The organism is Streptococcus oralis (assembly GCF_001578945.1).
Taxonomy (GTDB): domain Bacteria; phylum Bacillota; class Bacilli; order Lactobacillales; family Streptococcaceae; genus Streptococcus; species Streptococcus oralis_Q.
Genome location: NZ_KQ969550.1, coordinates 76,752 through 93,001 on the forward strand (window position 1 = coordinate 76,752; position 16,250 = coordinate 93,001).

12 protein-coding genes and 3 pseudogenes are annotated in these 16,250 nt (G+C 43.2%); 4 read left to right on the forward strand and 11 right to left on the reverse strand.

The genetic code is table 11. The features are described 5' to 3' along the window. Positions 1 to 108 precede the first annotated feature (108 nt). Entirely contained in the window at positions 109 to 810 is a 702-nt protein-coding gene (locus SORDD16_RS00335) for an ABC transporter ATP-binding protein (RefSeq protein WP_061451901.1), read from the forward strand. A gap of 14 nt (positions 811 to 824) precedes the next feature. Further along, positions 825 to 4,385, forward strand: a complete 3,561-nt coding sequence (locus SORDD16_RS00340) for an FtsX-like permease family protein (RefSeq protein ID WP_061451902.1) — start codon at positions 825 to 827, stop codon at positions 4,383 to 4,385. 42 nt (positions 4,386 to 4,427) lie between these two features. Here the strand turns inward: SORDD16_RS00340 and SORDD16_RS00345 are convergent, their stop codons facing one another. Beyond that, positions 4,428 to 5,318: a cation diffusion facilitator family transporter gene (locus tag SORDD16_RS00345; RefSeq protein ID WP_061451903.1), complete on the reverse strand. Its 891-nt coding sequence runs from the start codon at positions 5,316 to 5,318 to the stop codon at positions 4,428 to 4,430. Between the two features lie 119 nt (positions 5,319 to 5,437). On the opposite strand from SORDD16_RS00345, the gene SORDD16_RS00350 reads away from it, so the two are divergent. Continuing rightward, positions 5,438 to 5,992: a TetR/AcrR family transcriptional regulator gene (locus SORDD16_RS00350; protein WP_061452258.1), complete on the forward strand. Its 555-nt coding sequence runs from the start codon at positions 5,438 to 5,440 to the stop codon at positions 5,990 to 5,992. 26 nt (positions 5,993 to 6,018) lie between these two features. Next, positions 6,019 to 6,351 (forward strand): hypothetical protein, encoded by a 333-nt coding sequence (locus tag SORDD16_RS00355; protein WP_061451904.1) that lies wholly within the window; start codon positions 6,019 to 6,021, stop codon positions 6,349 to 6,351. A gap of 58 nt (positions 6,352 to 6,409) precedes the next feature. On the opposite strand, the pseudogene SORDD16_RS10385 reads toward SORDD16_RS00355, so the two are convergent. The 10 genes and pseudogenes from SORDD16_RS10385 to SORDD16_RS11465 all read right to left on the reverse strand — a co-directional run. Further along, positions 6,410 to 7,697 (reverse strand): annotated as a pseudogene (locus SORDD16_RS10385) (IS3 family transposase). A gap of 93 nt (positions 7,698 to 7,790) precedes the next feature. After that, positions 7,791 to 8,921, reverse strand: a complete 1,131-nt coding sequence (locus SORDD16_RS00365; RefSeq protein WP_061451906.1) for an ABC transporter ATP-binding protein — start codon at positions 8,919 to 8,921, stop codon at positions 7,791 to 7,793. A 113-nt stretch (positions 8,922 to 9,034) separates the two neighbouring features. Further along, positions 9,035 to 9,903 (reverse strand): annotated as a pseudogene (locus SORDD16_RS00370) (helix-turn-helix domain-containing protein). Between the two features lie 3 nt (positions 9,904 to 9,906). Then, a complete protein-coding gene (locus SORDD16_RS00375; protein ID WP_061451907.1) occupies positions 9,907 to 10,293 on the reverse strand; it encodes a Mini-ribonuclease 3 in 387 nt (128 codons plus the stop codon). Continuing rightward, positions 10,286 to 11,629 carry a cysteine--tRNA ligase gene (cysS, locus tag SORDD16_RS00380; protein ID WP_061451908.1) on the reverse strand — a complete coding sequence of 448 codons (1,344 nt, stop codon included), beginning with the start codon at positions 11,627 to 11,629 and terminating at the stop codon, positions 10,286 to 10,288. Before cysS ends, SORDD16_RS00375 begins: the two co-directional genes overlap by 8 nt. Before the next feature lie 17 nt (positions 11,630 to 11,646). Beyond that, positions 11,647 to 12,168, reverse strand: coding sequence for a dihydrofolate reductase family protein (locus tag SORDD16_RS00385; protein WP_061451909.1), 522 nt, complete (start codon positions 12,166 to 12,168; stop codon positions 11,647 to 11,649). Between the two features lie 53 nt (positions 12,169 to 12,221). Then, positions 12,222 to 12,686 (reverse strand): annotated as a pseudogene (locus SORDD16_RS00390) (GNAT family N-acetyltransferase); the annotation flags it as partial. 11 nt (positions 12,687 to 12,697) lie between these two features. Then, positions 12,698 to 13,315, reverse strand: a complete 618-nt coding sequence (gene cysE / locus SORDD16_RS00395) for a serine O-acetyltransferase (RefSeq protein ID WP_061451910.1) — start codon at positions 13,313 to 13,315, stop codon at positions 12,698 to 12,700. 12 nt (positions 13,316 to 13,327) lie between these two features. Next, complete coding sequence (gene pnp / locus SORDD16_RS00400; protein WP_061451911.1) at positions 13,328 to 15,541, reverse strand: polyribonucleotide nucleotidyltransferase; 2,214 nt, start codon at positions 15,539 to 15,541, stop codon at positions 13,328 to 13,330. Between the two features lie 511 nt (positions 15,542 to 16,052). Further along, positions 16,053 to 16,250, reverse strand: a 198-nt coding sequence (locus SORDD16_RS11465; RefSeq protein WP_241733935.1) for a hypothetical protein, incomplete at its 5' end; no start/stop codon positions are given.

A 16,250-nucleotide genomic window follows, 5' to 3' on the forward strand; every position in this document is an offset into this window, starting at 1 on the left:
ATTGTTGTTTTTTGTTGTAGTATCCACTTAACAATTTGTCTATAATAGACTCCGTTATCAAAAAAACAACAGGTTGTCGATTAAGAACAATCATAAGGAGAAAAAATCATGGCTTATATCGAAATGAAAAATTCATATAAACGCTACAAAACAGGAGATGTCGAAATCGTCGCCAATAACAATATCAACTTTGAAATTGAAAAAGGCGAACTGGTCATTATACTTGGTTCCTCTGGGGCAGGGAAATCAACTGTCCTGAACATCCTAGGTGGGATGGATACCAATGACGAAGGACAGGTCATCATTGATGGAAAAGACATCTCTAACTATAATAGCAAGGAATTAACAACTTACCGTCGTGATGATGTTGGTTTCGTCTTTCAATTCTATAATTTGGTTTCTAACCTCACTGCCAAGGAAAACGTGGAATTGGCTTCTGAAATCGTCAAAGATGCCAAGGATGCCGAACAAACCTTGGTCGATGTCGGTCTTAGAGAACGGATTAACAACTTCCCAGCTCAGCTATCTGGAGGGGAGCAACAACGGGTTGCCATAGCGCGTGCTGTTGCTAAAAATCCTAAAATCCTTCTCTGTGATGAGCCTACTGGAGCCTTGGACTACAATACAGGAAAACAAGTCCTTAAAATTCTCCAAGATATGGCACGTGAACAAGGAGCAACGGTTATCATTGTTACCCACAACGGCGCACTAGCTCCAATTGCTGACCGTGTCATCCGTATGCACGACGCCCAAGTCAAAAGTATTGATCTCAACCCAACTCCTCAGAGAATCGAAGATTTGGAATACTAGAAAGAGGATATTGAATGAGTGAAAAAACCTATTGGAAAGATGTTAAAAAAGCCTTCTCCGAATCCAAAGGACGAGCCGTTTCCATCGCCTCTCTTATGGCGCTAGGCTCCTTTGCCCTAGTCGGTCTCAAAGTCACCACCCCAAACATGCAGGAGACTGGTCAGCACTTTTTCGCCGAACATAAAACTGCTGATCTGGCTATCATCAGTAACTACGGACTTGATTCATCGGATCAAGACCTACTCGCAAGTCTCCAAGATAAAGCGACTGTTGAGTATGGATACTTTAAAGATGTGGTTATCAAAGACAGCTCCACTGCTTTCCGACTTTTCTCAAAACCAAAAAAATTGTCCACATATGATATTGCAGAAGGTCGACTTCCTGAGAAAAGTGATGAAATCGCCATCTCTGCTGCATATCAAGGACGGTACAAGATAGGGGATACCATTAACTTCACCGAAAAGGAAAGTGCCAACGGCCAAACAGTCCTCAAGCGCAACCAATTTACCATCACAGGATTTGTCAACTCCTCCGAGATTCTCTCTCGTGTCAATATGGGACGTTCAACAGCTGGTTCCGGTGAATTGCACGGCTATGCTGTCGTGACTGAGGACACATTTGACTCCGATGTCTATATGATTGCACGGATTGCTTACAAAAACTTGCGTGACCTCAATCCTTACAGCCAGACTTACACAGACAAGCTCTACGCAGCAAAAGAAGATGTCAAAAAACTCATAGTAAACGAGCCTGAAAAACGCTTGGCAGAGATCAAACGAACTGCTCAGGACAAGATTGATGATGGAAATAAACAACTCCAAGATGCTGTCCAAGTGCTGACAGATGGGCAAAATCAGCTCCAAGAAGCTCAGAAAAAAATCACCGAGGGACAACAACAGCTGCAAGACGGACAAGAGCAACTGGCTGATGGCCAAGCTCAACTTGATCGTGCTCAAAGTCAACTAACCGATGGACAAGCCAGACTAGAAGATAGCCAATCACGATTGTCAATAGCACAAGGGCAACTGCAAGACGGACAAGCTCAGATTTTAGAAAAAGAAGCTCAACTCCAAGAAACAGCTAAACAACTGCAAACTGCCAAAGACCAACTAGAACAAGGGCAAACTCAATTCCAACAAGCCGGTGCAGAGATTGCTAGCAAAGAAACTGAACTTCAGGCAAGTAAAACACAATTAGATACTATTGCTAGCGAACTAGATAGTACAAAAGATAAACTAGATAGCACGGCTACAACATTAGAAACACAAGCAAGCGAACTAGCTACTCTTCGTGCCCTTCCTTCTACTATTCAAGACGAAGAGCAACGAAAATCACAAGAAAAGGAACTCTCACAAAAAGAGACAGATCTTAGTCAAGCCCAATCACAATACCAAGAAAAACTCCATCAATATACCGTTGGGAAAACAAGCTATCAGCAAAAATTAGAAGAATACAATCAAGCTAGCCAACAACTGGAAGTCGCTAAGGCAACTCTAGCTCAGAAGCAAGCTGAGCTCCGTGAAAAATCGGCCCAATACCAAGCTGGACTTTCACAATATGAAAATGGAACTACAGCACTAGATACTGCCAAAGAAAACTTGGCTGAAAAAGAAGAACTTTATCAAAATGGTACAGCTAACTATCAAGAAGGTCTCGCTACATACCAGGAAAAATTAGCTGACTTCCAGGCTGGCCAAGTCCGTCTAACAGACGCTCGTACAACCTTAGCTCAAAAGGAAACTGAGTTAGCTGAAGCCCAAAAAATCTTTGCTCAAAAGGAAAAAGAGTACCAAGAAGCCAAGGAAAAAGCAGATCCAGAAATCGAAAGCAAACGCAACGAACTGAAAGATGCCCAAGAGCGTGTGGATCTCCTCTCAACACCCACTTATCAAGTATTTACCCGTCGAGAAGTCCCAGGATCTGAAGGATACATTTCATACGAAAACAATGCATCCGTTATCCAAAACGTCAGCAATATCTTTCCTGTTGTTCTCTACTTCATCGCTGCCTTGGTGACCTTTGTAACCATGGGGCGCTTCGTTGAAGAAGAACGTATCAAAGCAGGAACCTTCAAAGCACTGGGCTACCAAGACAAAGACATCATCCGTAAATTTGTCATCTATGGACTCGTGACGAGTATGGTAGGTACGCTAATCGGAATCATCGCAGGGCACACCCTCCTGCCAAGTATCATCTACAATACCTACAAGTCAAAAATTGTACTAGCACTGATGGAATTGCACTTCTACCCTGTCAAATCCTTCCTTGCTATCCTGCTTGGTCTCCTTTCTGCTGTATTGCCTGCTTACCTCGTGGCTAAGAAAGAGTTGGGAGAAAAACCTGCCCAACTCCTCCTTCCAAAACCACCGACTGCTGGCTCTAAAATCTTCCTTGAGCGCATAAAGCCTCTTTGGAAACGCATGAGTTTTACGCAGAAAGTCACTGCACGAAATATCTTCCGTTACAAACAACGAATGTTGATGACTATCTTTGGAGTCTGTGGCTCTATCGCTCTCCTCTTTGCAGGACTTGGTATTCGAAGCTCGATTGCAGACCTGAACAATCGTCAGTTCACAGACATTATCCGCTATGATATGATTGTCGCCCACAATACCAATACAACTCCAAAAGAGAGCGAAGAACTCGATAAACTTCTCAAGGATTCAAATGTCAGAGAGCGCCTCCAAGTACACTACGAAACGCTCCACAAAACAGCTGGTCGCAACAAGGATAATCAAGAAATCACAGCCCTAGTTATCCAAAATAAAGACCAAGCCAACTTTAGTGACTACATTCAACTAAAAGACCGCAAGACTGGTCAGGAACTGTCACTTGATCAAGACGGTATCATCCTCTCAGAAAAAATTGCTAATCTTACTGGTGTCAAGGTCGGTGATACCCTTACTGTTCAAGACAAGGATGGCAAGGACATGCAGTTGACCGTTTCAGGAATTGCTGAAATGTATATGAGCCATTTCATCTTTATGAATGAAGAAACTTATGAAAAAGCTTTTGGAAAAGTTGCCACTGACAATGCTCATCTAATCACATTGACCGACCACTCTAATCAGCTTGTTGCGGATATGGCAACTGAGTTTATGGATCTTGAAAGTGTTCAAGGGGTTGTTCAAAACACGACCCTTAAATCTCAAGTTGAAACCATTGTTAATTCCCTTAATCGGGTTATGGGAATCTTGATTGCTGTATCTGTTTTACTGGCCATTGTCGTTCTCTTTAACTTGACCAATATCAACGTTGCCGAACGTATCCGTGAACTCTCTACTATTAAGGTTCTTGGCTTTTACAATAAAGAGGTCACTCTTTACATCTATCGTGAAACCATCTACCTCTCCATTGTCGGTATTCTTGTCGGATTTGGTCTCGGATTTGCTTTCCATCATTACATGGCAAGTATAATCCCTCCAGATACTGTAATGTTCAACCCAGCAGTCAGCTGGAGCATCTATGCTGTTCCAGCAGCGATTGTGGTTGCAATCCTCACTACTCTAGGCTTTATTGTGAACCGTTGGCTCAAGAAGGTCAACATGCTCGAAGCCTTAAAATCTGTTGAATAAGAATCAAAGAACCGATCTCATCAGAGGTCGGTTCTTTGATTCTCAATGATGATGTCCAGACAGGAATTTGATATTTTTGAGATTTCGCTTATGTTGCGCATGATTGCTTTGACTGCTATCCACTTCAATAGTGATATTCTGCACGCCTCTTTCTTCTAAACATTGACGTACCACTTTTTTGGTCTCCATCATCTGTTCCCAGTCCTTGATACAAATGTGAACAATAGCATTGTTCTCTAGACCATCCATGGACCAGATACTGAGTTGATTGACACTTTTGACATTGGGTAGAGCCTCTAAATCCTTCTCCAAATCACTTGTCTCGACCCCTTCTGGCACAGCATCTAAGAAAATCTTCAGTGCGCTCCAAAAGCGAGGAATAGCTTTTGTTAGAATAAAGATGGAAATGACCAGAGATAAAAGCGGATCGAGGATATACCAATCTGTAAATTGAAGGATAATCGCCATTAGAATGACAGCCAGCCAACCAAGAGTATCTTCCAAAAAATGCAAGCTAAGAATAGACTCATTCTTTGTCTTTCCTTTACGAACTACCAGACTAGCTAGCACATTAATGGCTACTGCAATGATTCCCAGCCAGAGGATACCTTTCTCATTGACGGGTTGCGGGTGAACAATCTTTGTGACATTTTCCAAAATCACTAGGACAGACCCTATCATAAGAATCACAGCCGTTAGCAGGGCTCCTAAAAGACTAAAACGTTTGTAACCCAAGGTGTACTGCCTATCTTCTTCACGGTTTGAGATTGTTTCTAAAAGGGCTGATATACCAATGGCTAGTGCATCTCCCAAGTCATGAACAGAATCAGCAAGAACTGCACTCGAACCAAAGATTCCTCCTGCGATAAGCTCGACTATCGCATAGCTTAAATTTAAGAAAAAAGCTAACCAGATAGATGTTTTAGAACTCATTTCTCTCCCTCCTTTGGTATAATGGGTATATATTTGTATTATCTAATAAAATCCAAAGAAAGGACAGAAGCAAACTGTCAGCCATGTTCAGTTCTGAACAGTTTGTCTCAAATGTCTATATGCCAAAAAGAGACCGTCGAGTCAGTAAGACTAAAAAAGCCATCTATCAAGCTTTTTTACAACTTTTGAACGACAAGGGCTATGATGCCACTACTGTTCAGGATATCATTGACCTAGCAGATGTTGGACGTTCTACTTTTTATTGTCACTATGAAAGCAAAGAACTTCTTTTAGATGAGCTCTGTCGCTACCTCTTTCATCATCTCTTTGAAAGGGAAGGACACTTTACTACCGAGGACTACCTCGCACATATCTTTTTACATTTTCAGAAAAACCAGGACCATGTCACCAGTCTCCTTTTTTCCAAAAACGACTACTTCCTCCGCCAACTACACAAGGAACTCGAACACCACGTTTATCCCATGGTGGCAGATAGCTTGCAAGAGGCCTATCCAAACATTCCGACCTCCTACCTCCAGCATTTTGTTGTGACGAACTTTATCGAGACCCTAACTTGGTGGCTAAAAAAAGGAAAATCCTATACCGAAGACCAAGTGGTGAGATTTTACCTTGATGTAATGGAGATGACCTCTACAACTCCACTTGATAACTAAGCCTGTAACTCAGAAAGGGACCAACTATGTTAACTTCGATGATCTTAGGAATATTAACAATCGTATTAGCTCTCGCCTTCTCACTGCTTCACCTTGCTGCTGCTTTTTCAGCCATAAAACAAAAGAACTACAGTCTAGGAAATAAATGCATTTTGGTCGGCAGTTGCCTCACCTCTCTGGCTCTAGCTATCTTTTACTTCGTTCCACTTACAACTATTGCCCTATGGGTCATCGGTTCAGGTCTCGTCTGTTTTGGCGCGTACTGGAATAGTCGACAAAAAGGTTCGCTCAATAAGTCACATCATATTGTAAGAGGGGCGTTAGCAATTTTAATTACGTTTTTGCTTATCCTACTCTAACATTAAAAATCCCATCTTGAACTGCCCTCTGTCAAGTGGACAATGAAATAATAAAAGATTAAGCAACGGCCTTGTTCCTCATTTCAAGAGGGGCAAAGCCGTTGTTGCGCTCTTGAAACCGTTCGTTATTGTAAAAATGAATGTAGTCGTCGATATCCGTGGTCAGCTCCTTAAAAGTCTTGTAGTAACACTCTGTTTTAAAATGTCCGAAAAAGCTATTAATTAGCGTATTATCAATACATTTACCCACTCGTAACATGGGACTGATACTGGGTGGTTACCATACGGTATTCTCGTGAAGCATACTGTGATCCACGATCACTATGAATGAGTGGAGTTGTATCCGGATTAGCTTTCTCAGATTCTCCATCACCAAGGGGTTATCGTTTACTAATAATCGAGCCGTTATAAAAGTCCTTTATGGCGCTCAAATAGACCTTGCACTCTACACCGTACTACATGAAAGTCACATTCGTACACCATTTCTGATTAAGGACGTCAGCTGTGAAATCGCGATCAAGGATATTCTCTTCGATATTCATAAAACGATGCTTGGTACAGTAACCTCGAGAACGACAAACAATAGAAGAAATGCTTAAAATGCGCATGAGACGGCGAATTTGTTTCTTGTTATAGTACCTAGTAGCCGATTCTCAAAACGTGTCTGTCATACGACGATATCCTAGAATACCCTTGTATTTGATATGCAATCCTTGAATTGTCTCCATCAGTTTCTGATTGATGATTTCAGACTCGTCTCCTTATGACGGAGCCGCTTGTAATAACCAGAACGAGAGACCTTGAGCAAGCGACACAATTGGCCGATAGGGGTTCCCTGATATTCTTGAACATACTCATGAATTGCTTGAAATTTGGGAAGGTATTTACCTAATCTCACCACAGGTTTCGCGGTCCTAGCTCATTAAACTTTTTAGGAGACCAGCCTCCATTTCTAGGGAACGATTCCGTTCTTCTAGTTGCTTGATTTTAAACTGAAGTTCTTCCTCTGTAGTTAAATGAGGTTCGCTTTCAAGTCCTTTTCCTCGACGATTTTCAAGCCCTTGAGAGACTTCTTTCTCAAACTTTCTGAAGCAGTCAAACTACTACGACCATCAAGATAATCTCTGACAGCCTGTCCCTTTAACTCTGGACTGTATCTCTTCCAAGTTCTGCTTTCTTTAAAACCATCCAATTCTTCTTGCTTGTATTTCCGCACCCAGTCTCGAATAGTTGTTTTATTAACACTAAACTGCCTTGTGAGACGATTAATAGATTGACCCTGTTTCTAGATAAAGTTGAACAATCTCTAACTTCTCTTCAATTGATTTTGGACTTCTTTTAGACATACGAAAACTCTCCTTATAGTTTCTAGTGATTTTTGTTTTTTCACTATCCACTATAAGGGGAGTATATCAAACAGGAGTTTTTAGGTATCTTTCTTAATAAACTGTTTTTTCAGTCTCTACGTCAAAGAAGTGTGCTTTGTTCAAGTCAAATCCAAGTTCAACTGTTGCACCTGTTTGCAAGTAGTCACGAGCATCAACTTTTGCAACAAATTCGTCTTGACCAACTTGGCAGTAAAGGTGAGATTCTGAACCAAGCAATTCTGATACAGAGATCGTAGCTTTGACAACTGATTCTGGGAATGTTTCAAGGAATGCTTCTTCTGCGTTCACGTCTTCTGGACGGATACCGAAGATCAAGTCTTTTCCTTCGTATCCTTTTTCACGAAGAACTTTCAAAGCACCTTCTGGAACTTTCAAGCGGAAACCATCAGAAACAATTTCATCACCAACCAATTTTACGTTGATGAAGTTCATAGCTGGGCTTCCGATGAATCCTGCAACGAATTTGTTAACTGGGTTTTTGTAAACCTCTTGAGGTGTACCGATTTGTTCTACACGTCCGATAGTACCTGTACCAGCTGGATTCTTAGTCGCTGACATGATAACAATGCGGTCAGCAAGTGTCATCGCTTCTGTTTGGTCGTGGGTTACATAGATAGTTGTAGCCCCGATACGACGGTGGATTTTCGCAATTTCGGCACGCATGGAAACACGGAGTTTGGCATCCAAGTTTGACAATGGTTCGTCCATCAAGAATACTTTCGCGTCACGGACAATGGCACGTCCCATAGCAACACGTTGACGTTGACCACCAGAAAGGTCAGCTGGTTTACGATCCAAGAATTCTTTCAAACCAAGAATTCCAGCAGCTTCTTGAACACGTTTGTCAATATCTTCCTTGCTGTACTTACGCAATTTCAAACCGAAAGCCATGTTGTCATAAACAGTCATGTGTGGGTAAAGAGCGTAGTTTTGGAATACCATGGCGATGTCACGGTCTTTTGGAGCCACGTCGTTGACAACCACGCCATCGATAGATGCAGTACCTTCTGTGATGTCTTCAAGACCAGCAATCATACGAAGAGTTGTTGATTTACCACATCCTGAAGGACCTACGAAAACGATAAATTCTTTATCTTTGATGTCCAAGTTGAAGTCTTCAACTGAGTAGTGTTCGCTGTTTGGATATTTTTTGTAAATGTTTTTAAGATTTAATTCTACCATCGAGGTAAACTCCTTTTGTATTTTGATAGCTTTATTATAAATGAAAACGCTTTATATTTCTATGGCAAGGTGACCAAAAAAATAAAAAAGTTCTGTGCAACTTGCACAAAACTTTAAAGAATATCTGGTAAAATCAATTGATAACACAAGGTGAGATCCGTCAACTCCTTCAACTGAAGTCCTGTTAACTCTTCCCATTTATCAATCTTGTATTGAAGAGAATTGCGGTGCAGATAGAGTTGCTGAGCTGTTTTGGTTAGGACTGCACTATTTTCCCAAAGAGAGAGAATGATTTCCTGAATCTGGTCTTGATCCGAGATCATCTGGTGCAGGCATCCTTTAATGACTCTCAGGTCCACTAGTCTTTCTCCCATACTCCAAAGATAGAGTTGTGAAAAGGTATGAACACCTTGGTGACCCTGACGCCACCAAGCCTTAAACAAATCCCGCTCCGCTTTGATTAAGTCTGACAGGGCTTGATGGCCTGTCAGAGACCAAACCTGGCCTAACATGATAGACAGACGAAGGCCAAAGTCATACTCAACCGCTTCAATCGTATCAGATAAGATCGAGCGGACAGAGCTGTACTTATCTTGTTGAAGAACAAATACATAATCCTGAGCACCGACCTGTAGCACTGTCTGGCAATTGGGAAAGAGGGTCCGCATCATATCTAGCCAAGAGGCTAGATTTTCCTGTTGGAAATAGGAAAGATGGCAATAAACCAGCTGAATCTTTTGAAAGCTTGCGGTGCCTGCCCCCTCCCCTCAATCAGGTAGGGATACCAAGGATTGAGCGAACGAGCCTGCTCCTGCTGGGTCAAAAGGGCAACCAGCTGCTTTTCACGCTCGCTGAGCCCAGTTTCCTCCAGTAATATCCACTGCTGAGAAGCTAGAGGGAGAGTAAGATAGCCCGGTTTCTCTACTGGCTGATCTGAAATCTGAGCTTCAGGAAACCAGTCTTGTAATTCCTTTGCAATCATATCCTAGCCCTCCACTTTTTGGATGCACCAAGCAATTATGGTCTCAAGACGTTCCAGATTTTCTGTCATATGGAGATAGCCCATAACCGCTTCAAAACCTGTGGACATGCGGTAAGTCACGACATCAGCATTTTTAGCCTTTGTGTGGCTATTGGTATTGCGACCTCGTTTGTAGATTTCTTCTTCCTTTTCCGTCAAGACCTGCTCCTCCAACATGAAGGCAATCAGGCGCGCCTGAGCCTTGGCTGACACATACTTGGTCGCCTCTTGGTGGAGTTTATTGGGCTTGGTCATGCCTTTGAGAATGAGATGACGGCGAATATACATGGAGTAAACTGCATCTCCCTCAAAAGCTAGCGCAATCCCGTTAATGAGATTGACATCAATCACGAGTCCACCTCACTCCATCCTTAGTGTCTAAGAGCTTGATGCCCTGAGCGGCTAATTCATCCCGAATACGGTCTGCTGTCGCGAAGTCACGATTAGCACGCGCTTCTTGACGTTTTTGGATTAGGGCTTCAATGTCTACATCCAAAACTTCCTCAACAAAGACGATCCCAAAAACTTCTAAGATGGCTGCCAGAGTTTCTTTGACAGTTGCATCATAGTTGCCAGAGTTGATCCACTTAGCCATTTCAAAGACAACTGTGATACCGTTGGCAGAGTTGAAATCCTCATCCATAGTAGCTACAAACTTATCTTTAAAGTCCTGTAACTCTTGAGCATCTACAGTCCCAGAAAATGGTTGCTCGTAAGTATTTTTTAGATACTTGAGATTGGTCTCGGCATCACGCACTGCCTTTTCCGTAAAGTTAATAGGTTTACGGTAATGTTGAGTCGCAAAGAAGAAACGAAGCACTTGACCATCAATGGTTTTGAGAGCATCATGAACCGTGATAAAGTTACCAAGAGATTTGGACATTTTGACATTATCAATATTCACAAAGCCATTGTGCATCCAGTAGTTGGCAAAGGTCTGGCCTGTTTTGGCTTCTGACTGGGCAATTTCATTGGTGTGGTGGGGGAACTCAAGGTCGGCACCACCACCATGAATATCAATGGTGTCGCCTAAAATCCCCGTCGACATGACTGAACACTCAATATGCCAACCAGGACGACCTGCCCCCCAAGGACTGTCCCAAGAAATCTCGCCTGGTTTTGCAGCCTTCCATAGCGCAAAATCTACAGGATTTTCCTTGCGAGCTGTTTCTTCATCAGTACGACCTGAAGCACCTAACTCCAAGTCTTCCAGTGTTTTGTTAGCCAACTTAGCATAGTTGTGGGATTTTTCCACCCGGAAATAAACATCGCCTTGACTCTCATAGGCATAGCCTTTTGCGATCAAGTCAGCGACAAAACGGATGATGTCATCCATAAACTCCACCACACGCGGATGGCGAGTAGCAGGTTTGACGCCTAAGGCCGTCACGTCTTCACGAAAGGCCGCAATATACTTGTCTGCCACTTCCTGAGGAGTGATGCCTTCTTCTTTGGCACGGTTGATAATCTTATCATCCACATCTGTAAAATTGGAAATGTAGTTAACCTCGTAGCCACGGTACTCAAAGTAACGACGAATGGTATCAAAAGCTACGGTTGAACGAGCATTTCCGACATGGATATAGTTGTAGACTGTCGGTCCACAGACATACATTTTAACTTTGCCGTCCTCGATAGGGACAAATTCTCGCAAACCACGCGACATGGTATCATAGATTTTAATCATGCGGTCCACTCCCTTCTCTATTTCTGAATTTTTCGGCTGAAAACCAGCTCTGCAAAAGGACCAAATTGTCTGAGGCTATCCAGTTGGTAAAAGCGCTGCCCTTCCTCTTGGGTAAAGAGGGGAACCCCCTTTCCTAGGATAAGGGGCGCTATCTGAATAATGAGGTGGTCGAAAAGATCCGCATCCAAAAGCGGTCCTACCAAGGAATTCCCACCAATCACAAAGACATTTTTGCCTTTGTCAATCTGGTGAACAAAGTCCACCACATCCCCAGCTACTGGCTGGTAATTGCTGACAGGCAGATGCCTATCATGCGTAAAGACATAGTTTTCCGTAGCTTGATAAAAACTTTCTACATCTTGCAAATCTTGGATTTCCTCAAAGGTCCGCTTGCCCATGATGGTGATATCCATTTGCCTGTAAAAGTCATCATAGCCTGTATCCTCTACAGAACCAAGCTGATGCAGCCAGTCTATCCTGTACTGGCTGTCTGCCAAGTAGCCATCCATGGTGATACAGCCGTAAAAATATACTGCCATTCTTGTGTTTCCTTTCTAGTTCTGCTTCGCCTTCACTTAGCGGGATAGACCCAGATGATTAGACCTAAGCTAATCAAAGTATTCAGCAAATATGGAGTCCGATCACGTCCTAGCCAGATTTCCGTCTCTGCCTCCTCGACCAATCCCCAGTTACTGATAAAATCAGGATGATGCTCTAGAAAAACACGTTCTGTCTGAACAGTCACTGACCGAATGGGAAAAGACGCCGTTTCCTTCTCAAAACGAGACCATAACGCACGCGCAATTCCCTGACGACGATGATCAGGATCAACCAAAATGGTCACTTCCACATCTTGGTCGTCTGCATAAACCGTCAGTAATCCAAGCAAGATAGCTCCCCGATAACAGAGGAAAAAAGCTGGCATGTTTGGATCAAAATTAAGTCTATTGGAGAGATAAGGATCCCGAAAAGTTCCATCAAGGTCTTGACAGCGTGCAATCAGCTTTTTGGCTGCTGCTGACTCTTCTGTTTCCAGTTTCCGTCTCACGCGAATCATAGCGCTTCCTCCTAGAGCCCTGACGAATGATGGCTCTGTTCTTTAGCATGCTCTAGCTTGTCTAGGTAGTATTCTCGCTTGCCTTCCACTTCATGAATGGTTGGCTCATCTTTCTCTCCATGCACCCGCACAATCTTAGCTGGAATGCCGACCACCGTCACATCTGCCGGAACATCCGCAACGACAACAGCTCCTGCTCCCACCTTGGCCTTTTCTCCAATCTCAATCGGTCCAATAACCTGAGCATGGGCGGAGATCAAGGCACCTTTACGAACGGTTGGATGACGTTTCCCTGTATCCTTCCCTGTTCCTCCTAGGGTCACCCCATGGTAGAGCAGGGCACCTTTTTCAATGATGGCTGTCTCGCCAATCACGAGGCCTGCGCCATGGTCGATAAAGACACCTGGCTCAATCTGAGCACCGGGATGGATCTCAATCTGGGTCCAAAAACGCCAAAACTGACTATGCATTCGTGCTAATAACTTAAAACCATGCGTCCACATCAAATGAGACAAGCGATGGGCTGCCAGTGCCTTGACACCCGGATAGGTCAGGAGCACCTCTAGAGAAGTACGGGCCGCTGGGTCATTTTCTTTTACAATTTCAATGGTTTCACGCCACCATCCCATACGCTTCTCCTTTTATTCTGAATCTTTTTGAGTAATAGTAAATTCTTTCTTAGGTTTGTGATCCTTGTGATGACGAGGACGGTGTGGTTTGTCAGATTTTTCACCCTTTTCGTCCTGCTCTGATTTTGGTGGGCGAGGAAGGAGAGCCTTCATAGAGGCATCGATACGGCCTTTTTCATCAATCTTGATAACCTTAACATCAACTTCATCACCGATAGCTACCAAGTCCTCGACACGGTTGATACGAGTCCAAGCCATTTCAGAAATGTGCACAAGTGCATCTGTCTTATCAAAGAGATTTACAAAAGCACCAAATTTCTCGATACGAACAACCTTAGCATGGTAAACTTCATCCACTTTGGCTTCGCGAACCAAGCCAGCGATGATTTCTTTGGTACGGTTAATGGCATCTTGGTCGCTAGAGTAGATAGAAACATTACCTTCTTCGTCGATATCAATCTTAACGCCTGTTTCAGCGATAATCTTGTCAATGGTTTCTCCACCTTTACCGATGACAATCTTAATTTTGTCCACATCAATCTTGATAGTATCAATTTTCGGTGCAGTTGGAGCCAATTCTGGACGAACTTCTGGAATGGTTGCTTCAATCACATCAAGAATTTCAAAACGTGCTTTCTTGGCTTGAGCAAGGGCTTCTGTCAAGATTTCTGCTGTAATCCCTTGAATCTTGATATCCATTTGAAGAGCTGTAATCCCGTCACGAGTACCGGCAACCTTGAAGTCCATATCTCCAAAGTGGTCTTCCAAACCTTGGATATCTGTCAAAACAGTGTAGTTACTTCCATCTGAGATAAGACCCATAGCAATACCAGCTACTGGTGCCTTGATTGGCACACCACCAGCCATAAGGGCAAGAGTTCCCGCACAGATAGAAGCTTGAGAAGATGAACCGTTTGATTCTAAGACTTCAGCTACCAAGCGGATCGCGTATGGGAATTCTTCCAAACTTGGCAAGACTTGCGCAAGAGCACGCTCACCAAGAGCACCGTGACCAATTTCACGACGACCAGGCGCACCGTAACGACCAGTCTCCCCTACAGAGTATTGAGGGAAGTTATAGTGGTGCATAAAGCGTTTCTTGTACTCTGGGTCCAAACCATCGATGATTTGAGTTTCTCCCATCGGAGCCAAAGTCAAAACTGAAAGAGCTTGAGTTTGTCCACGAGTAAAGAGACCGGAACCATGTACACGAGGAAGATAGTCAACTGCTGCATCAAGCGGACGGATTTCATCGACCTTACGCCCGTCAGGACGCACCTTGTCTTCTGTGATCAAACGGCGCACTTCAGCGTGTTCCATTTGTTCCAAGATTTCAGCCACATCGCGCATGATACGGTCAAATTCTTCGTGGTCTGCATATTTTTCTTCGTAAACAGCCGTTACTTGATCTTTCACTGCTTGAGTTGCAGCTTCACGAGCCAATTTTTCTTCTACTTGAACCGCTTTTTGGAGGTCGCTGTTGTAGGCTGCGATGATTTCAGCTTGCAATTCAGCATCTACATGAAGCAATTCCACTTCTGCTTTTTCTTTACCAACTGCAGCAACGATTTCTTCTTGGAAGGCAATCAGTTCTTTAACGGCTTCGTGTCCTTTAAGAAGAGCTTCCAACATGATCTCTTCTGACAATTCTTTGGCACCAGACTCAACCATGTTGATAGCATGTTTGGTACCAGCTACGGTCAATTCAAGAAGTGAACGTTCTGCTTGCTCTTGAGTCGGGTTGATGATGAGTTCGCCATCCACATACCCCACTTGTACTCCAGCGATTGGTCCGTCAAACGGAATATCTGAGATAGAAAGCGCTAAAGATGAACCAAACATAGCCGCCATTGGAGCAGAGGCATTTTCATCGTAAGAAAGAACCGTATTGATGACTTGCACTTCGTTACGGAAACCTTCCGCAAACATGGGACGGATAGGACGGTCAATCAAACGCGCCGTCAAGGTCGCATCCGTTGAAGGACGACCTTCTCGCTTCATAAAGCCACCAGGGAACTTCCCAGCCGCATACATTTTTTCTTCGTAGTTGACTTGGAGGGGGAAGAAATCTCCCGTTGCCATCTTTTTCGACATAACGGCAGCAGTTAAGACAGTTGACTCACCGTAACGAACCACCACAGAGCCATTAGCCTGCTTAGCAACCTGACCAGTCTCTACGATCAACTCACGACCCGCAAAAGTCGTTTGAAACACTTGTTTTGTCATTTTAATCCCCTTTGGATTTAATAAATTATACGCCTTGCCTACAAAAATCAAGATACCAAGGACGTCAAAAGCAAAGTAAAAATAGGAAACTGACCAAGTCTTCGATGAAGGCAAGACAGTTTATCTTTTTTACACAGCTTTTCGACCGGGTTCAAATCATTAGAAAGACTTGATGCTAAAGCATCTAAGGCTTTCACGCTAATCGCTATTAGGCGATTCGCTAAATGCTTTACTAACTCGCTCGTCAAATAACATCGATTTGACTCCCTCGGGTCGCTCAAACCTTCGGTTTGTCATTAGAAAGACTTGATGCTAAAGCATCTAAGGCTTTCACGCTAATCGCTATCAGGCAATTAGCTAAATGCTTTACTAACTCGCTCGTCAAATAACATCGATTTGACTCTCTCGGGTCGCCACTATCCAATGATTAAAAGAGTAGTTTACGAAAAATCTTCGTCATCAAAATGAAGCATTTGAAAATCGTTAACCCTTAAATATCCTCATCTTTGTATCAAGCACGTACAGAGTCTATTTTATCATATTTTTCTGAAAAAGTGCGGTCTTTTCTATTAAAAAGGAACCATTCCTCCCCAAAGAGAAGAATGGTTTGCTTTTTATCGAGAATTTCTATAAACACTTGATTTTCAGTGAGTTTCCTGTGCTTGGTGGTGAAACAAGGGGCGGGTTGCTTCATGAATGTACTGAGCCG